The 19,047-nt window shown below is 72.4% G+C and carries 14 protein-coding genes and 2 pseudogenes; 14 read left to right on the plus strand and 2 right to left on the minus strand.

The window, feature by feature from the left end:
• Positions 1-309: 309 nt before the first annotated feature.
• The gene (locus OIE49_RS19150) at positions 310-873 is read left to right on the plus strand and encodes a YbjN domain-containing protein (RefSeq protein ID WP_100568403.1); all 564 of its coding nucleotides are present in this window, start codon (positions 310-312) and stop codon (positions 871-873) included.
• A gap of 147 nt (positions 874-1,020) precedes the next feature.
• Here the strand turns inward: OIE49_RS19150 and OIE49_RS19155 are convergent, their stop codons facing one another.
• Positions 1,021-2,214: a pyridoxal phosphate-dependent aminotransferase gene (locus OIE49_RS19155; RefSeq protein ID WP_326803379.1), complete on the minus strand. Its 1,194-nt coding sequence runs from the start codon at positions 2,212-2,214 to the stop codon at positions 1,021-1,023.
• An 864-nt stretch (positions 2,215-3,078) separates the two neighbouring features.
• Here OIE49_RS19155 and OIE49_RS19160 point away from each other — a divergent pair.
• The 8 genes and pseudogenes from OIE49_RS19160 to OIE49_RS19195 form a co-directional block, all read left to right on the plus strand.
• Entirely contained in the window at positions 3,079-3,606 is a 528-nt protein-coding gene (locus OIE49_RS19160; protein WP_100568406.1) for a DUF2617 family protein, read from the plus strand.
• A gap of 89 nt (positions 3,607-3,695) precedes the next feature.
• The gene (locus tag OIE49_RS19165) at positions 3,696-5,327 is read left to right on the plus strand and encodes a polyamine aminopropyltransferase (RefSeq protein WP_326803380.1); all 1,632 of its coding nucleotides are present in this window, start codon (positions 3,696-3,698) and stop codon (positions 5,325-5,327) included.
• 92 nt (positions 5,328-5,419) lie between these two features.
• The gene (locus OIE49_RS19170; RefSeq protein WP_326803381.1) at positions 5,420-6,556 is read left to right on the plus strand and encodes an SRPBCC family protein; all 1,137 of its coding nucleotides are present in this window, start codon (positions 5,420-5,422) and stop codon (positions 6,554-6,556) included.
• 965 nt (positions 6,557-7,521) lie between these two features.
• On the plus strand, positions 7,522-8,319 hold the full coding sequence (locus OIE49_RS19175) for an aldose epimerase family protein (RefSeq protein ID WP_326803382.1): 798 nt from the start codon (positions 7,522-7,524) through the stop codon (positions 8,317-8,319).
• A gap of 10 nt (positions 8,320-8,329) precedes the next feature.
• A complete protein-coding gene (gene pyrE / locus OIE49_RS19180) occupies positions 8,330-8,878 on the plus strand; it encodes an orotate phosphoribosyltransferase (protein ID WP_100568410.1) in 549 nt (182 codons plus the stop codon).
• 277 nt (positions 8,879-9,155) lie between these two features.
• A complete protein-coding gene (gene fbaA / locus OIE49_RS19185; RefSeq protein ID WP_100568411.1) occupies positions 9,156-10,187 on the plus strand; it encodes a class II fructose-bisphosphate aldolase in 1,032 nt (343 codons plus the stop codon).
• A gap of 121 nt (positions 10,188-10,308) precedes the next feature.
• Positions 10,309-11,859 (plus strand): MFS transporter, encoded by a 1,551-nt coding sequence (locus OIE49_RS19190; RefSeq protein ID WP_326803383.1) that lies wholly within the window; start codon positions 10,309-10,311, stop codon positions 11,857-11,859.
• Positions 11,860-11,934: 75 nt separating this feature from the next.
• Positions 11,935-12,246 (plus strand): annotated as a pseudogene (locus tag OIE49_RS19195) (DUF3151 domain-containing protein); the annotation flags it as partial.
• Positions 12,247-12,288: 42 nt separating this feature from the next.
• Here the strand turns inward: OIE49_RS19195 and OIE49_RS19200 are convergent.
• On the minus strand, positions 12,289-12,708 hold the full coding sequence (locus tag OIE49_RS19200; RefSeq protein ID WP_326803385.1) for a DUF3151 domain-containing protein: 420 nt from the start codon (positions 12,706-12,708) through the stop codon (positions 12,289-12,291).
• 122 nt (positions 12,709-12,830) lie between these two features.
• On the opposite strand from OIE49_RS19200, the gene OIE49_RS19205 reads away from it, so the two are divergent.
• The 5 genes and pseudogenes from OIE49_RS19205 to OIE49_RS19225 all read left to right on the plus strand — a co-directional run bounded on the left by OIE49_RS19205 (position 12,831) and on the right by OIE49_RS19225 (position 18,680).
• Positions 12,831-14,279 carry a recombinase family protein gene (locus OIE49_RS19205; RefSeq protein WP_326803386.1) on the plus strand — a complete coding sequence of 483 codons (1,449 nt, stop codon included), beginning with the start codon at positions 12,831-12,833 and terminating at the stop codon, positions 14,277-14,279.
• Positions 14,280-15,187: 908 nt separating this feature from the next.
• Positions 15,188-15,322, plus strand: a pseudogene (locus tag OIE49_RS19210) (DUF3151 family protein); the annotation flags it as partial.
• Positions 15,323-15,467: 145 nt separating this feature from the next.
• Positions 15,468-16,325, plus strand: a complete 858-nt coding sequence (locus OIE49_RS19215; protein WP_100568414.1) for a tryptophan 2,3-dioxygenase family protein — start codon at positions 15,468-15,470, stop codon at positions 16,323-16,325.
• The gene (kynU, locus tag OIE49_RS19220) at positions 16,318-17,517 is read left to right on the plus strand and encodes a kynureninase (protein ID WP_326803387.1); all 1,200 of its coding nucleotides are present in this window, start codon (positions 16,318-16,320) and stop codon (positions 17,515-17,517) included. The genes OIE49_RS19215 and kynU overlap by 8 nt, the downstream gene beginning before the upstream one ends.
• Before the next feature lie 194 nt (positions 17,518-17,711).
• Positions 17,712-18,680: an alpha/beta hydrolase family protein gene (locus OIE49_RS19225; protein WP_326803388.1), complete on the plus strand. Its 969-nt coding sequence runs from the start codon at positions 17,712-17,714 to the stop codon at positions 18,678-18,680.
• Positions 18,681-19,047 lie beyond the last annotated feature (367 nt).

Here is a 19,047-nt window from a genome sequence, read left to right on the forward strand (position 1 = left end):
CCTTCTCCCGCGCTCATGTGTCAGACACCCCCTAGCCCCGGCGCGGTCCGCCGCCACGGCGGGTGGCGGACCGCGTCACACCGTGAAGGACCGGAACCGTGTCCGGGCCGGCGCGGGAAGTTCCGTGGGTCCGCCGCTCAGTGGGTACTCGGAGGCCGACAGGGCCGTCATGGCCTCCCCCTCCGTTCGCCGGACGTCCACCTGACGGCCGGATCATGTCAGCCCAGGGCTGACAGCCTCCCGGAGGGCTTGCCACCCCCCTCCCCGGATGAGGGAGGATGGCGAGATCCGTACGAAGGGAAAAACACGGTGAGCATCGACCCGTCCTCGATTCCGAACTTCGGGGGCCAGCCCGAGCCGCAGCCCCAGGGACCGGCGGGCCCCGTCGTCCCGGATCAGGACCTCGTGAAGCAGCTCCTGGACCAGATGGAGCTCAAGTACGTCGTCGACGACGAGGGCGACCTCGCGGCGCCGTGGGAGCAGTTCCGTACGTACTTCATGTTCCGCGGCGAGGCGGACCAGCAGGTCTTCTCGGTGCGGACGTTCTACGACCGGCCCCACAAGATCGACGAGAAGCCGCAGCTGCTGGAGTCCATCGACGACTGGAACCGTCGGACCCTGTGGCCCAAGGTGTACACCCACACCCACGACGACGGCACCGTCCGCCTCATCGGCGAGGCGCAGATGCTGATCGGCATGGGCGTGAGCCTGGAGCACTTCGTCTCCTCGACGGTCAGCTGGGTGCGAGCCGCCATCGAGTTCGACCGGTGGCTCGTCGAGCAGCTCGGCCTCGAGGAGGACGTCAACGCAGCGGACCAGCCCGCCGACCAGAACGCCGACGAGGCGGACAAGCCCGAGGACGACGAGAAGTAGTCCCACGGCCGTCACACACAGCGGTGTCCGCGTGAGCGCGCGCGGACACGTGCCGTAGCCGAGCGAGAGCCCGGCCCAGGACGCGAGCCGGCACTGGCCGCGTACCCGGGACCGGGCTCTTCGCCGTAGCGGCGGAAGTACCCCGGCTCACAGGCTCCCGAGGCGGGACACGGCCTCGTTCAGGACGTCCGTCCGTTTGCAGAAGGCGAAGCGGACCTGGGTGCGGCCCGCCTCCCGGTCGTCGTAGAAGACCGCGTTGGGGATGGCGACCACGCCGCAGCGTTCGGGCAGGGCGCGGCAGAAGGCGATGCCGTCCTTCTCGCCGAGCCGGGCGATGTCGGTGGTGATGAAGTACGTGCCCCGGGGGCGGAAGACCTCGAAGCCCGCGTCGGCCAGGCCGGAGGCGAGCAGGTCGCGCTTGGCGCGCAGGTCGTCGCGGAAGCCGGTGAAGTGGCTGTCGGGGAGGGCGAGGGCCTCGGCGATCGCGTACTGGAACGGCCCGGCGCTCACATAGGTGAGGAACTGCTTGGCCGAGCGGACCGCCGTGACCAGGGGAGCGGCGGCGGTGACCCAGCCGACCTTCCAGCCGGTGAACGAGAACGTCTTGCCGCTCGAAGAGATGCCGACCGTGCGCTCGCGCATGCCGGGGAACGTGGCGAGCGGGATGTGCTCGGCGTCGTCGTACACCAGGTGCTCGTACACCTCGTCGGTCACCACGAGCAGGTCGCGTTCGACGGCGAGCCGTGCGATCTCGGCCAGTTCGGCGCGGGTGAGGACGGTGCCGGTCGGGTTGTGCGGGGTGTTCAGGAGCAGCAGCCGGGTCCGCGGGGTCACCGCGTCGCGCAGTTCGTCCAGGTCGAGCCGGAATCCGGCGTCCCCGCCGTGGTGCGGCCGGAGGGTCACCGGCACTCGCTTCGCGCCCGCCATCGCGATGCAGGCGGCGTAGGAGTCGTAGTACGGCTCCAGGGCGATCACCTCGTCGCCGGGCTCCAGGAGCGCGAGCAGCGCCGCCGCGATCGCCTCGGTGGCGCCCGCGGTGACCAGCACCTCGGTGTCCGGGTCGTAGGAGAGCCCGTACCGCCGCCGCTGGTGCTCCGCGATCGCCGTGCGCAGCTCGGGGACGCCCGGGCCCGGCGGGTACTGGTTGCCCCGCCCGTCGCGCAGGGCGCGCACGGCCGCCTCCCGGATCTCCTCGGGGCCGTCGGTGTCGGGGAAGCCCTGCCCCAGGTTGATCGACCCGGTCCGCACGGCGAGCGCGGACATCTCGGCGAAGATCGTCGTCCCGAACTCGGCGAGCCGGCGGTTGAGGAGCGGGCGTGCGCTGGAGGTCATGCCGGCCATCCTCCGTCCAAGCTCTGGACTTCCTCAAGTGTGCTTTGGCCGGTCCGGCGGCCGGGCATCTCCCGGGCACGCTGCGAGGCGCCCACGGGGGGCCGCTTCGGCAACAACGCCCCGGGAAGGTCCGGCGGGCGTCCCGGGGAACGGTCCGGGGCGCGGTCGGCGGGTTCCGGGGACGGAGGGAGGGGGACGCCATGGTCTGGGGCATCGTCCTGGCGGTGATCGCGGTGCTGTGCGTGACCGCCGTGGCGGCGGGGCGCCGCAGGGCCCGCCGCGACCGGTTCGTCAAGTCGTACCGCGGCCGGCGCACCGGGTCGGGCGGCGGGGGGAGCGCGAGCGGCGGGGCTGCCGGCTGGTGGGCCGGGTCGGACGGCGGCGGTGGCTGTTCGTCCGGCGGCGGCCATCACTCGGGTGGGGGTCACTCGGGAGGGGGGCATCACTCGTGTGGGGGTCACTCCTGCGGAGGGGGCTCCTCGTGCGGGGGCGGGTCGTCGTGCGGAGGCGGCGGATGCGGAGGAGGCAGCTGACACGGGGCAGCCGAGCTCCGCGGGGGAAACCGCATCCGGGCCGGCGCCCGTCGGAGGCAGTCTCCGGCGGGCGCACCGGCCCCGTTGCGCGACTCCTGTCACCTGCCGGCGTTGAACAGTTGAGCTGTGGGGCCCTCTGAGGGATGGAAACCGCACGAAGTTGGGTAAAAACCCTGTGGTGGAACCGCAGTTCGTGATTGCCTCTACCGACGCAGCCCCTCGGACGTCCCGCACACCCCCCTCCCGAGCTGGGCTGACCGGGCCGTCGTCCCCGTGTCCACCGGGGCGTGCCGGCCCGTTCCTCCCCTTCTTTTTCTTTGCGTGCTAGCGGAGCCGATCCATGCTCACGACCCTGAACACCTCCTACACCGACACGCGTGCGGCCGACCTCGCCTGGGCCCTGGGACGCGAGCCGTTGCCCGCACTGGCCACCCTCGACCTCGAACCGGCCGGGGCCAAGCTCCAGTTGAGACTCCTCGGCGCGTCCCACCAGGTGCTCCTGGAGGAGGAGCGGGGAAGCTGTTCGGAGACCGTGGCGTGCATCCCGGGCTCCAGCACCCCGCTGCCGCTCGGCGTCGCCAAGCGGTCCGACGACTGGGAGTACGAGTTCGCCGCCCGCGTCGAGTTCCTCTCGCCGGGCTCGTTCACCGGCCGCGCCCAGGAGTTGCTGGCCCTCGTCTCCGAGCATCCGCACGGTCTGGCGGGTGTCTTCCCGGGCAGTCCGAACGCGTTCACCGCGATGCTGGCGCAGTGGCACGACGGCCAGGTGCACTGGCGGACCTGGCACGCCTACCCGCAGGACGGCCAGTTGGTGGCGACCAGGACGAGGGTGGGGGTGCGTCGTTCCGCGTTGGCCGGAGCGAGTTGAGCGGGGGTAAACCTGCGAGGCACGTCAACTTCCTTTTCCACACGTGTGGGTGACGAGGCGTGCTGCTCCCGTGACGTAACGTCACAGGGGTGATCGAACCGCACGCCCCGGCCCCGCCCGGCGCGGCGCCGCCCCTCGGCGGCCCCGCGCGACTGCCCGTCCGGCCGGGAACCGGCCGGTTCCTCGTCCTCGCGGGGGTGTTCGTCTGCGCGGCCTGCGGTCTTGTGTACGAGCTCGAACTCGTGGCGCTGGCCTCGTACCTGATCGGCGACTCGGTCACCCAGGCGTCCATCGTGCTGTCCGTCATGGTGTTCGCGATGGGCATCGGCTCGCTCGCCGCGAAGCGGCTGCGCCGGCACGCCGCCGTCGCCTTCGGCGCGATCGAGGCGACGCTCGCCCTGGTCGGCGGGTGCAGCGCCATGGCGTTGTACGCGGTGTTCGCCTGGACCGGCGGCTGGGGCGGTGTGTGGGCCAACGGCCCGCGCTGTCTGCTGGTCGCCTTCTCCCTGGCCATCGGCCTGCTGATCGGGGCCGAGGTGCCGCTGCTGATGGAGCTGATCCAGCGGATCCGGCGCCAGGACGCGGGCGGCGCGGTCGCCGACCTGTTCGCGGCGGACTACGTGGGCGCGCTCGTCGGCGGACTCGCCTTCCCGTTCCTCCTGCTGCCGCTGCTCGGGCAGCTGACCGGGGCGCTGGTGACCGGCGCCGTCAACGCCGTGGCGGGCGGCGTGCTCGTCCTCGGCCTGTTCGCGCGGGACCTGACCCCGCGCGGCCGCTGGCTGCTGATCGTCGCCAACCTCGCCGTGCTCGGCCTGCTCGCCTCGCTGACCGCCCTGGTCGGCGACTTCGAACGGGCCGCGCGGCAGGCGATGTACGGCGGGGACGTCCGGGTGGCGCTGCGGACCGGCGAGCAGGAGGTGGTCCTCACCGGCGGCACCCGGGGCCGTCCGCTGCGCCTGTACCTCGACGGGCGGCTGCGGGTCGGCGGCCGCGACGAACTCCGGTACCACGAGGCACTGGTCCACCCAGCGATGACCGGGCCGCACGCGCGGGTGCTGATCCTCGGCGGCGGCGACGGCCTCGCCGCGCGCGAGGTGCTGCGGCACCCCGGCGTCGAGCGGGTGGACGTCGTCGAGCGCGACCCGGCCCTCGTACGGCTGGCGCGCGGTGACCCGGCACTGGCCCGGCTGGACGAGCACGCCTTCGACGACCGGCGGGTGCACGTGAGCATCGCGGACGCCTTCGACTGGCTGCGCGGGGCGCCGGCGGCGGCGTACGACGTGGTGATCGAGGACCTGCCCGATCCGGCCATCACGGCGAGTACGAAGCTCTACGCGCAGGAGTTCTACGGCCTGGCCCGGCGGGCCCTGGCACCCGGCGGGCGCCTGGTGGTGCACGCCGGACCGGTCTCCTCCCGGACCCGGGTGTTCTGGACGGTGGAGGCCACGGTCCGGGCCGCCGGGCTGCGTACGGTGCCGTACCGCGTGGACGGCCGTGCCGCCGGCGCCACCGGTCCCGACCCGACGGCCTCGCGCGCCCCGCGTGACTGGGGTTTCGTCCTGGCGTCCCGTATGCCGCCCGCCCTCCGTCTGGACCCGCGGGCCCCCGCTCCCCGCACGCTCACGCCGGAGTCGCTCACGGCGGCCGCCCGCGCGGCGGCCCGCACCCGTGTCCCGGGCCTTCCGCCCTCGACGCTGGTCCATCCCCGGTACACGGACTGATCCGGCCCGCCGCCGGCGTGTGCGGTGCGCGGGGGACGGGTTCTGGGCGAGGGGAGGGTAATCGGGAGCGGCACTGGGTACCCTCGGCTGACATGGAGCACGAGGTGTTCGTTCCGGTTCCGGCTCGGCTGCTGCGGAGGGCGCTCGCCGATCCGGCGCGGGTTGCCCGGGCGGTTCCCGGGCTCCAGCAGGACGCGGGCGGCGAGCCCGTCACCGGCCGGCTCAAGATGCGGATCGGCGGCCACTCCATCACGTACCGCGGCACGCTGCGTGTCCGCGCCCTCGACGAGGGTTCCTACGCCGTCGAGGGCGACGCGACGGAGTCCCGCGGCAGCGGATCCGTGAAATTCACGCTCACGCTCCGCCTCCGCGACACCGACGGCGGCTCCACCGTCACCTTCGACGGCACGGCCACGGCCGAGGGGCGCGTCACCGAGCTGCCCCCGGACTCCGTACACGCCGCCACGACCCGCCTCCTGACCCGCTTCACGGAACACCTGTGCGCGGGCCCGGAGAAGCCGGAACCGGCCACCGCCGGGCCGGGTGACGCCGACTCGGGTGGCGCCGGGTCCGATGGCGCCGGGCCGGGCGTCGGAGAGCCGGAGGCCCCGCGGGCGGCCGGCGGTGACCGCCCCGCAACGGCTGCCGCCGGACCGGCCGACGCGGAGCGGGAGGACTCCGGGCCGGCTGCCGCCGACTCGGATCGCGGCGGGGAGCCGGAGGAGTCCGAGGCGGAAGGCTCCGAGTCGTCCGAGGGCGACGGGGGCGTGGAGCTGGCCGAGGAGGCGACCGAGGACTTCGCTCCGTCGGCGAGCGGGGACTTCGAGGCCGCACCGGACGCGGACGACGCCCCGGCGCCGCCGCTCGGGGACGAGGGCGAGGCCCACCCGGCCGCACCGTCCGGGCGCGGTTCCCGCTTCGACGCCGATGTTCCGCCTTCCTCCCTCGACCCGTTGGCCGACGAGGAGGACGAGGACGACGAGCCCCCCGTCTCCGAGGACTTCGCCGAGACCGCCGAGCCGCCCGCCGAGGCGGCACACGCCCGGCGGACGATGATCGGCCGCAGCGCCGAGGAGGTGGACCACGCCCCGCCCCGCGGCCGCTACGCCCCCGTCCCCGCGCCGCTCACCGTCTCAGCCGGCCCGACCCTCCGCTGGGCCGCGCCCGCCGCGGCGCTGATCGTGGCGTCGGTGATCGTCGTGGGCCGGGCTTTGAGGCGCCGCCGCTGAGCGTGGCGTCGGCGCCACGCCTTCCGCCGGGCCGCTGGGCGGCGTCCCCGCGGCTTCGCGGCGCTGGCGTGCTCGCCCGCCGGTCCGAAGCTCGGTTGGGCGGCGCCTGCGGCGGGTTGGTCGTGGCGTCGGTGGTCGTGCCGCCGCTGAGCGTGGCCTCGGTGTCGCGCCTTCGGCCGGGCCGCTGGGCGGCGTCCCCGCGGCTTCGCGGCGCTGGCGTGCTCGCCCGCCGGGCCGAAGCTCGGTTGGGCGGCGCCTGCGGCGGGTTGGTCGTGGCGTCGGTGGTCGTGCCGCCGCTGAGCGTGGCCTTGGTGTCGCGCCTTCGGCCGGGCCGCTGGGCGGCGTCCCCGCGGCTTCGCGGCGCTGGCGTGCTCGCCCGCCGGGCCGAAGCTCGGTTGGGCGGCGCCTGCGGCGGGTTGGTCGTGGCGTCGGTGGTCGTGCCGCCGTTGAGCGTGGGCTTGGCGCCGCGTCTTCCGCCCTGCCGCTGAGCGGCATCCGCGTGGCTTCGAGGGGCTCGCGTCCTCGTCCGCTGGATCGGAGCTCGGTTGGGCTGGGCCTGCGGCGGGGTTGGTCGTGGCGGCGGTGGTTGTGGTGGGCGGCCTGAGGCGCCGCCGCTGAGCGTGGCCTCGGTGTCGCGCCTTCGGCCGGGCCGCTGGGCGGCGTCCCCGCGGCCTCGCGGCGCTGGCGTGCTCGCCCGCCGGGCCGAAGATCCGTTGGACGGCGCCCGTGGGCGTCGGTGATCGGGTGACCGAGCCCTGAGCCGCAGCCGTTGGGCGGCGCTCGCGGCTTTGCGCTTTTGGTGCGGCGTCGCCGGCCGTTTCCGCCGGGTCCCTGCCGTTGGGCGTCGTGGGGCGGGCCCGCAGGCGCCGTCGCCGAGCGATGCCTCGGCTCGCCGTGCCGGCCTCTGCCCTTCCAGCCACCCGCGGCGCGAAACGCCTTCTTGATCCGGCCAGTAGCCTCGTGGGGTGAGTAACGAAGACATCACGCTGACCGCGGGTGACGCGGAAGCGGTCGTGCAGCCGGGCAACGGCGGGCGCATCGGGAGTCTGCGCGTCGGCGGGCTCGAACTGCTCCGCCAGGGAGAGCGTTTCGGCTGCTTCCCGATGGTCCCCTGGTGCGGCAGGATCCGCGACGGCCGCTTCCGGGACGGCGCCGCCGTCCACCAGATGCCGCTCAACTCCCCACCGCACGCCATCCACGGCACCGCCCGCGACGGCGCCTGGCGCACCGCCCGCACCTCCGCCACCGAGGCGGTGATCACGTACGACCTCGTCGACCCCTGGCCCCACCCCGGCCGCGTCACCCAGGCCGTCACCCTGACCGAGGACGCCCTGACGTTGACGATCTCCGTGGAGACGTACGAGTCCTCCTTCCCGGCACAGATCGGCTGGCACCCGTGGTTCAACCGCACCCTCGGGGGCCCCGGCGCCCAGGACGCCCGCGTCGACTTCCGGCCCGCCTGGCAGGAGGAGCGCGGCGACGACCACCTGCCCACCGGCCACCGCGTCGAGCCCAAGCCAGGCCCCTGGGACGACTGCTTCGGCATGCCTGACGGAGTCGACGTCACGCTCACCTGGCCCGGACAGCTGGAGCTGAGGGTGACCAGCCGTGAGGAATGGGTCGTCGTCTACGACGAGCAGCAGGCCGCCGTGTGCGTGGAACCGCAGACCGGCCCGCCCAACGGCCTGAACACCCTTCCGCGCCTGGTCACCCCGCTGGAGCCGCTGGAGGCCTCGACGACCTGGACCTGGCACCGCGCTTAAGCTGACTGTCATGAGCGACGTTCGCGGCGAGCTGCTGCAGCAGATCAAGGACAAGGCCGTGGTCCACGGCAGGGTGACGCTGTCGTCCGGTCTCGAGGCCGACTACTACATCGACCTGCGCCGCGTCACCCTCGACGGCGAGGCGGCCCCGCTGGTCGGTCAGGTGCTCCTGGACCTGACCGCCGACTTCGACTTCGACGCGGTGGGCGGCCTGACGATGGGCGCCGACCCCGTCGCGGCCTCGATGCTGCACGCCGCCGCCGCGCGCGGTCGCAGACTGGACGCCTTCGTGGTCCGCAAGGCCGCCAAGGCGCACGGTATGCAACGGCGCGTGGAGGGCCCGGAGATCAGGGGCCGCCGCGTCCTGGTGGTGGAGGACACCTCCACCACGGGCGGCTCCCCGCTCACCGCCGTGGAGGCGGTCCGCGAGGCGGGCGCCGAGGTGGTCGCCGTGGCGACGATCGTCGACCGTGCCACGGGCGCCGCCGAGAAGATCACCGAGGGCGCCGGAGTGCCGTACGTCTTCGCGTACTCGAAGGACGACCTCGGACTGGACTGAGCCGGACCGGACTGAGCCGGACCGGACTGAGCCGGACCGGACTGAGCCGGACCGGACTGAGCCGGACCGGACTGAGCCGGACCGGACCGGTTCGGACTGATACAGGGCAACCGGGACGGCACCGGGTCCGCACCGCGCGACCCGGTCGTCCACCGGTCGGGCAGGGTGTCCTACACATCAGGCAACGTCTGCGAAGATGGGGCCGACGATGACGTCACTCCCTAGGTCAGGGCCGTAAGTACGCAGAACGCACCCCGCACATACAAGGAGCGGACAGATGCCCATCGCAACCCCCGAGGTCTACAACGAGATGCTCGACCGGGCGAAGGCAGGCAAGTTCGCCTACCCGGCCATCAACGTCACCTCCTCCCAGACCCTGAACGCGGCCCTGCGCGGCTTCGCGGAGGCGGAGAGCGACGGCATCGTCCAGATCTCCACGGGTGGTGCGGAGTTCCTGGGCGGCCAGTACAGCAAGGACATGGTCACCGGCGCCGTCGCCCTGGCCGAGTACGCGCACATCATCGCCGAGAAGTACCCGGTCAACATCGCCCTGCACACCGACCACTGCCCGAAGGACAAGCTCGACGGGTACGTGCGTCCGCTGCTCGCGATCTCCGAGGAGCGCGTCAAGGGCGGCCGCAACCCGCTGTTCCAGTCGCACATGTGGGACGGCTCCGCGGAGACCCTCGCCGACAACCTGGCCATCGCCCAGGAACTGCTCGTCCGCACCGCCGCCGCCAGGATCATCCTCGAGGTGGAGATCACCCCGACCGGTGGCGAGGAGGACGGCGTCACCCACGAGATCAACGACAAGCTGTACACCACGGTCGACGACGTGATCCGCACCGCCGAGGCCCTGGGCCTGGGCGACAAGGGCCGCTACCTGCTGGCCGCCTCCTTCGGCAACGTGCACGGCGTGTACAAGCCGGGCAACGTCGTGCTCCGCCCCGACCTGCTGAAGGACCTGAACGAGGGCGTCGCGGCGAAGTACGGCCGCCCGGCCGGCAGCCAGCCGTTCGACTTCGTCTTCCACGGCGGCTCCGGCTCCACGGAGGAGGAGATCCGCACGGCGCTGGAGAACGGCGTGGTGAAGATGAACATCGACACCGACACCCAGTACGCCTTCACGCGTCCCGTCGCCGACCACATGTTCAAGAACTACGACGGCGTCCTCAAGGTCGACGGCGAGGTCGGCTCCAAGAAGACGTACGACCCGCGCACCTGGGGCAAGCTGGCCGAGACGTCGATGGCCCAGCGCGTGGTGGAGGCCTGCGGCAACCTCCGCTCCACCGGCACGAAGATCAAGTAACTCCCGCTCTCCCGCGAAGGTCCGGTGCCACGGCACCGGACCCTTCGTCCGTTCCGGCAGCCCGCCGATCCGCCCGTCCGCCCGTCTGGCCCGGAGCCGGCCGGCGCGGGATGATCCCCTCATGGCTGTCACCGCACAGCACGCCCCCGCCGTCAGGATCTCCAGCCCCACCGGCCGCTGGATCCTGCTCACCACCGTGCTCGGCTCCAGCATGGCCCTGCTGGACTCGACCGTCGTCAACGTCGCCCTGCCCCGCATCGGCCGCGACCTGGACGCGAACCTCGCCGCGCTGCAGTGGACGGTCAACGCCTACATGGTCACCCTGGCCGGCCTGATCCTCCTCGGCGGCTCACTCGGCGACCGCTACGGCCGCCGCAGGATCTTCGTGCTCGGTGTCGTCTGGTTCGCCTCCGCCTCCCTGCTGTGCGGCCTCGCCCCGAACGTGACCGTCCTGATCGCCGCCCGCGCCCTGCAAGGGATCGGCGGGGCCCTCCTCACCCCCGGCTCGCTCGCCCTCATCCAGGCCTCCTTCCACCCGGACGACCGGGGCAGGGCCGTCGGCCTGTGGTCCGGCTTCGGCGGCATCGGCGCGGCCGTCGGCCCGTTCCTCGGCGGCTGGCTGGTCGCCGGGCCCGGCTGGCGCTGGGTCTTCCTGCTCAACATCCCGGTGGCCCTGGTCTGCGCCCCCGTCGCCCTGCGCCACGTCCCCGAGTCCAGCGCCGCCACCGGCGGCACCTCCCCGTCCCAGCGCGGCCGGGAGCCCGGGAAAGGCGCCGCCCACGGCCGCTTCGACGTGCTGGGCGCGGCCCTCGGCGCCCTGTCCCTGGCCCTCGTGACGTACGCCCTGATCGAGGCCCGCCACGGCACCCTGGCCGTCGCCCTCACCGCCGCCGCGGGCGTGCTCGCCGCCGTCGCCTTCGTGTACGTGGAGAAGCACCGCGCCGATCCGATGGTGCCGCCGGACATCTTCGCCTCCCGCCAGTTCACCGCCGTCAACCTGGTCACCCTGTGCGTGTACGCGGCCTTCGGCGGCTTCTTCTTCCTCACCGCCCTGCAACTCCAGGTGGTGGCCGGTTACTCACCGCTGAAGGCGGGCACCGCCCTGCTCCCGACCACCGTCCTCATGCTGCTGTTCTCGGCCCGTTCGGGCGCCCTCGCCGACCGCATCGGGCCGCGCCTGCCGCTCACCGTCGGGCCGTTGCTGTGCGCGGTGGCGATGCTGCTGATGCTGCGGGTCGGCAAGGGCGCGCACTACCTCACGGACGTGCTCCCGGCCCTGCTCGTCATGGGCGCGGGCATGGTCACCCTGGTCGCCCCGCTCACCGCCACCGTGCTCGCCTCGGTGGACACCTCCCGCGCCGGGCTGGCCAGCGGCATCAACAACGCCGCCGCCCGCGCGGCCGGCCTGATCGCGGTGGCCGCGCTGCCGCTGCTGGCCGGGATGGGCCCCGAGGCGTACCGCTCGGCGGACGCCTTCGACGTCGCGTTCCGCCGGGCCATGCCGATCTGCGCGGCGGTCCTGGTGGTGGGGGCGGTCCTCGCCTTCGTCGCCGTCCGCCGCCCGGTCAAGGGCTGCCGCCGGCCCGAGTGCCGCACCCACGGCAGTGTGACGACACCGCCGCTGGAGACGGGCCGCGGAGGTGCGGCCCCCGGCACCGGTCCGGCTTCGTGAGCCGTGGAAGGGGCCGTTCCGCTGCTGCCGGGATCGGCCGTCACCGACGACGGACCATGCATCAGACTGAACCCCATGACCATTCACGAGAACCTCCTGGGCGGGCCCCCGCCCACGCACCTCCCCGACGACCCGGAACCCCGTGAGCTCCTCGCCAAGGGGACCTCGCCGGCCGAGGTGGCGGCGCGTTACCCGGCGTCGTCGCTGGCCTGGGCGCAGCTCGCCGACGACGCCTTCGAGCGGGGGGCGGCCGTGGAGTCGTACGCGTACGCCCGTACGGGCTACCACCGCGGACTGGACGCCCTGCGCCGCAGCGGCTGGAAGGGCCACGGTCCGGTCCCCTGGGAGAAGGGTGCTACACGTGATCGTGCACTCGGTGCCGCCGCTTCCTGAGAGCGGCGGCACATTTCGTTTGAGCCTCGGTGACGGTTACCGCTTCAGCTCGGCGTACGCCTCGGCGCTGCTGTCCTGAAGGAATTGCCAGCAACGCTCCGTCTCGTCCTTCTCGTTGATCTCGCCGGCGGCGCGGCCGAGGGCAGCGAGGCAGCGCAGGAAGCCGCGATTGGCGCGGTGGTCCCAAGGGATGGGGCCATGCCCCTTCCATCCGGCCCGGCGCAGGGCGTCCAGGCCGCGGTGATAGCCGGTGCGCGCGTAGGCGTACGACTCGACAACTCGCCCCGCTTCGAAGGCGTCGTCGGCGAGCATTGCCCAGGCGAGCGAGAACGTGGGGTGCTGCGCCACGACCTCGGCCGGGGGCTGGGACTCCTCGCCCAGCAGGCGGTACGCCTCTTCGTTCTCCGGCAGGTATGTCGGCTCCGGGCCGCCGAGCAGGTTCTTGTGAGTCGTCATGCCGCCAGTCTGCCACTTGTGGCCAGGTATACGGGACGTCTACGGGAGAGAACGGCCGTGGATCGATGGCAAATCAGAATGGCGGTTGATGTATCTGATCGCAATGTGCGACGATCCGGCGCATGGCAGCACGACGGGGGTCCTCCGGGGCCGTACAGGTGGGCATTTACACCCGGATCAGCAAGGACGACGAGGCCGAGGGGCTGGGCGTCGCGCGTCAGGAGGAGGACTGCCGACTGCACTGTGCCGCCAGGGGCTGGGAGGTGGCCCGGGTCTACGAGGACAACGACCTCTCGGCGTACAAGCGCAAGACCGTGCGCCCGGAGTTCCGTCAGATGCTGGAGGACCTCAAGGCCGGGCGGATCGACGGAGTCGTCGCCTGGGACATCGACCCCTTCACGCGCCAGCCGCGCGAACTGGAGGCATGGATCGACGAGTACGAGGATGCCGAGCGCCGGAAGCGCCACCTCGTCTTCGATTCCGTCTCGGCGTCGGACATCGACCTGTCCACGGAAAACGGCCGGTTCATCGCGCGGATCAAGGTGACCATCGCCAACAAGTCTTCGGCAGACACGTCGAAGCGGACGAAGCGCAAACACCTGGAACTGGCGGCGAAGGGCAAGCTCCCTGGTGGTCGGGCGCCGTACGGATGGAACCGCGAGGACCGCAGGACGCTGGTGCCGGAAGAGGCCGAGAACCTCCGCAAGGCAGTGAAGGACTTCCTGGGGGGCATCCGTTGGGCGTCGATCGCGCGTGAGTGGCGGGACAAGGGGATCCGGTCGCACAGCGGAGGCTTCTTCGACGACTCCAAGATCAAGCGGATGCTGATGAACCCGCGGATCTGTGGCTACCGGATGCATCAGGGGGAGTTGTTCCTGGACGAGGGTGGGGAGCCCGTCGTGGGTGACTGGGAGCCGGTCATCACCCCCGACGACTGGTATCTGCTCACGGAGAAGGTCCGGCGTGAGGCGGAGGGACGAGCTGTACGGGACTACGCCACCAAGTACCTGCTCTCGGGCATCGCCCGGTGCGGGCGGTGTGGTGCGAAGATGCGGGCGTTCCCGTCGTACCGGAAGTCGAAGACGTCATCCCAGTTCAGGTACGCGTGCCCCGGCAAGAACGACGGTGGATGTGGGGGAGTGGCCAGGGCGGGCGAACCAGTCGATCGCCTCATCAGAAACGCTGTGTTCCTCAGCTCGGACAGGGCGCCGGCGAATGTCCGTGTGCGCATGCCGGAATGGGGCAAGGAGGAGCAACTGGCCTCCCTGGAAAGAGACATGGCAGAGTTCAAGCAGGCGTGGCAGGAGAAGCGCATGTCGGCCGCTCGCTACATCGCGCTCACCGAGGATCTGGAGAAGCAGATCGCGGAGCTGCATCGGGAGCGAGCCCTGCATCGTGCCGAGGCCGCGACCTTCTCGGTCGGCCCTGTCGACATACGGGAGCGGTGGGAGAAGCTGACGATCGAGCAGCAGCGGGCAGCCGTTCTCAAGGTCTTCCGCGCGGTCATCGTCAAGCCCGCGTCCAACGGGCCGATTTTCGCCCCCGCGGACATCGAGCCGGTGCTTAGGTGAAGAACGAAGCCGGCCCCCGTTGCGGCTGGGGCCCGGCTTCGTTCTTTCACGACCGGTCTATGCCGAAGATGCGCAGCAGGTCGTCGACCCACTCCTCGTCCGGTCAGGGAGCTGAGCCTCTACTCGGCGCAGCCACTCGTCTTCAGCCCGCGGGCGACGAACCCGATGTCGTGCCTGTGTCCGAGGGGGCGCAGATACTGGCTGACCTGCGTGGGTGAGCCCGCGCTTGGCTGGCCGAGGAGGGCTGCTTTCCGAGCCTCCCTGCGCCGCCGCGGACGGTGGAATCCTGACCCGTCCACCGCGTCGTGACGAGACCGAGGCGTTCTCTACCTACGTAGTTCCGCCACGGCTTGCCGAGCCTGGTCGCGAGGAAGGACAGCTCCGCCACTTGCACACCATATTGGCGCGCGTCGTCAAGTGTGAGCGGACAGGTGGCACAAGCTGGACCGGGCGGCATCCCGTGCTCGGTCGCTCGTCGCTGACCAGTGGAAACACGACGCGGCGGCACCGCCCGGCAGCCGTCGTCGCGATCTTGCAGGCGCTCGTAGTGCGCAGGTCTCAGCTCCGTCGAACCAATCTGGACCGAACCTCATTCGGGACGAAGAGGCCATCGGTTCAGCTTCTGTCGGTTTGCGAGGGAGCCTGGACCCTCGTCGACTCGCTGGTGTGCCTCGAAGCGTCGCCGTCATTGAGAGCGGCACTGGTCCCGGCGGGTTGGCAAGCCTCTCCCGTCGGGGGCTTGTCACCTGCCCACTCCGTGGAGCAGATCCTGGCGAGGTCCGACACCCATTCCAGGTTCCGCTTCGGCAACTGGGCCGCGAGGTTGTCCAGCCACTCCTGCTCGGTCATAACCGTGCCCTCGTAGGTCTCTCGTGTACATCCTCCGCCACTTTCTTAGGAGCGCGAGCCCAACCACCGGCTTCCTGCGCGCCCTGCACGCCCTCGCGCGCGCCGCCCGGGCGATCGGCGAGCAGGAGGAGTACGAGCGCTGCGCGCAGTTCCTGAAGGACTCCTCGGAGACGGCCGCGCAGACGCTGGGCTGACCCGTACGGATGTGAGGCCCGCCCCCGCGACCGGGCGGGCCTTGCGATCTGCGCACGTGATGCGCAGGATGCGGTTGGGGACCGGGGCCCCCGTGCCGGAATCGGCAGGGGCGGACCGCTACCCGGAGTACTACAGGAGACAGCGATGTCCCAACCGGCTCACCCGACCCCTCAGCCCGCTGAGGCCTCTGAGCCCGAGACCCCGCATCTCGACTTCGCCGGCACGACGCCGTACGAGGACTACGTCAGGGCGGACGTGCTCACCCACCTCCAGCACACCCTCTCCGACGACCCCGGAGAGATGGTCTTCCTGGTCACCACCCAGGTGATGGAGCTGTGGTTCACCGTCATCGTCCACGAGTGGGAGACCGCGGCCCGCGCCCTGCGCTCGGACGACGTGCCGACGGCGGTCGCCGCGTTGAAGAGGTCCGTACGGGAGCTGCAGGCGCTGAACGCCTCCTGGAAGCCGCTCGCCGGGCTCACTCCGGCCCAGTTCAACAGCTACCGCGGCGCCCTCGGCGAGGGTTCCGGATTCCAGTCCGCGATGTACCGCCGCATGGAGTTCCTGCTCGGCGACAAGTCCGCCTCGATGCTCGTCCCGCACCGCGGCGCCCCCCGCGTCCACGCGGAACTGGAGAAGGCGCTGCACGAGCCGAGCCTGTACGACGAGGTGCTGCGGCTGCTCGCGCGCCGCGGGCACGCGGTCCCGGACGCCGTGCTCGGCCGGGACGTGACGCTGCGCTACGAGCCCAGCGAGGAGGTCGAGGCCGTCTGGACGGCCCTCTACTCCGGTGACCAGGACGACGAACTGGCCCGGCTCGGCGAGGCGTTGACCGATGTCGCCGAACTGGTGTGGCGCTGGCGCAACGACCACCTCGTGGCCACCCGCCGTGCGATGGGCGCCAAGTCCGGCACGGGCGGCTCCGCCGGGGTGGCCTGGCTGGAGAAGCGGGCCCGGAAGAACGTCTTCCCCGAGCTGTGGACGGCGAGGTCCCATGTCTGAGCTGACGATCAGGGCGGAGAAGCTGGACGCCGCCGACGAACTCGCCGGGCTGCGCGACCGGTTCGTCCTCGACGAGGGCGTCTACCTGGACGGCAACTCGCTGGGCGCGCTCCCGGCGAACGTCCCGGACCGCATCGGCGACGTCGTACGCCGCCAGTGGGGCGAGCTGCGCATTCGTTCCTGGACGGAGGGCGGCTGGTGGACCGCGCCCGAGCGGGTCGGCGACCGGATCGCCCCGCTGGTCGGGGCCGCGCCGGGCCAGATCGTGGTGGGCGACTCGACCAGCGTGAACGTGTTCAAGGCGCTGGTGGCGGCGGTCCGGATGGCCCGGGAGGCCGGTGACGGCGAGCGGGACGAGATCCTGGTCGACGCGACGACGTTCCCCACGGACGGGTACATCGCGCAGTCGGTGGCCCGGATGACGGGCTGCGCGCTGCGCCCGGTGACGCCCGCCGAGGTGCCCGGTGCGCTGAGCGGGCGCACCGCCGCGGTCCTGCTGAACCACGTCGACTACCGCACCGGCCGGCTGTACGACCTGCCGTCCCTGACCGCCGCGGTGCACGCGGCGGGCGCGTACGCCGTCTGGGACCTGTGCCACACCGCGGGCGCCCTGCCGGTGGGGCTGGACGAGCACGGGGTGCGCCTGGCGGTCGGGTGCACCTACAAGTACCTGAACGGCGGCCCGGGTTCACCGGCCTTCCTGTACGTCAGCGGTGATGTGCAGGACCGCTTCGACACCCCGCTGCCCGGCTGGAACTCGCACGCCGAGCCCTTCGGCATGCGGCCCGGCTACGAACCGGCGGAGGGCGCGCTGCGGGGCCGGGTCGGCACCCCCGACATCCTCTCCCTGCTCGCCCTGGAGGCGGCGCTGGAGGTCTGGGACGGGGTGACGGTCGAGGCCGTGCGCGCCAAGTCCCTCGCGCTGACGGACTTCTTCCTGGAGTGCGTCGCCGCGTACGTCCCCGCCGGACGCGTGGAGGTGCTGACCCCGGTGGCCCACGAGGAGCGCGGCAGCCAGGTGGCCCTGCGCTGCCAGGACGCCGGGGACGTGATGAAGCGGCTGATCGGACGCGGGGTGGTCGGCGACTTCCGGCACCCCGACGTCCTGCGCTTCGGCTTCACCCCGCTCTACGTCGGGTTCGCGGACGTGGAGCGGGCGGCGCGGGCGCTGGCGGAGGAACTGGCCGGCTGACGCACTCCGGTACGGCCGCACCGGAACGAAGGTGCCTGCCGCACGGTCCCGGACCGTGCGGCAGAACCGTTTGGCCTCACCCAGCGTGACATCCCCATGTCGGCGCACGTCACCCGCCTGATACCGTCCCGGCCAACGGCCGGTTGATTCTTTCCCGGGCCCCCAAAACCGTTTCACCGCTGAGAGGTTGGAGCATGCCGGAAGCCGACGCCCCCCTCCCCCGTTCGCTCGGGTCCGAGCGAACGGGCGGGAACCCCACCGCCGCGGAACCGGGGAACACCGGCGGCCGTGACGCGGCCGCGCGCGCCGCGGCGGAGGAGGAGTCGGTCTTCTCGCACGCGCCCGTCGCACCCGACAGTACGGCCGCCTACGGCGACCACCCCGACCAGGTCGTCGACTTCTACCGCCCGCGCGGCGCGGCGGACTCCCCGGGGCCCTCCCCGCTCGTGGCGGTGCTGCACGGCGGCGCCTGGCGGGCCCCGTACGACCGTCGCCACATCACCCCGTTCGCGGACTTCCTCGCCCGCCGGGGCTTCGCCGTGGCCTGCGTCGAGTACCGGCGCGGCAGCGCCACCCCGGCGGGACCGGGCGAGGACCCGGTCGCGGGCCGCTGGCCGGACACCTTCGACGACGTGGCGGCGGCGCTCGACGCGCTGCCCGCGCTGGCCCGGGAGGCGCTCCCGCAGGCCGACATACGCCGCACGGTGGTCACCGGCCACTCGGCCGGCGGTCACCTGGCCCTGTGGGCGGCGGCCCGGCACGTCCTGCCCGCGGACGCGCCCTGGCGCACGGACCGCCCCGCGCCGCTGCGAGGCGTGGTCGCGCTGGCCCCCATCGCCGACTTCGCGGTCGCCGAGAAGCTGGACGTGTGCGGTGGGGCGGCCCGTCAACTGCTGGGCGGAGAAGAGGGGTTCGTCCAGCGGCAGCCCTACGCCGACCCGGCCCTGCTGCTGCCGACCGGCATCGCCACGACCGTCGTCCAGGGCCGCGAGGACGTGGTCGTACCGCAGGTGGTCGCGGAGTCCTACACCGAGGCCGCGGCGAAGGCGGGCGAGGTGGTGGGCCTGACCCTCCTGGAGGAGGTCGGCCACTTCCCCCTGATCGACCCGGCGGCCGACGCGTGCGCGGTGGTGGCGGAGGAGATCGCCCAGCTCGCGTGGTGACGCGGACCGGGCCACCCGGCGCGGGTGGTACCCGTAGTACCTGAGAGCTACGGCCGCGAACACCTCCCTGGCATGACGCGGGCTACGACTCCGGCTCCGTAATTTTCCTTCCAGCCCGGCCCACCGGCCGGACAAGGCCGGAGGGGATGAGCCGTGGGGCGCGATGGGGAGAGACGGGACACGGCGGCGAGCCGGGGCGGAATCGCGCGCCTGGGCGTGGCCGCGAGTCTGGACGGGGTCGCGAGCGTGGACAGGCTCGCGGGACTGGACAGGGATTCGGCGAGCGGGGCGGATACCGGCCCGGCAGTGGGCGTGAGTGCCAGCCCGGGGGCGGGTCCGGGAGCTGGTCCGGGTCCCGGCCCGGGAG

It is taken from the genome of Streptomyces sp. NBC_01788, assembly GCF_035917575.1.
In the GTDB taxonomy this organism is placed as follows: Bacteria; Actinomycetota; Actinomycetes; order Streptomycetales; family Streptomycetaceae; genus Streptomyces.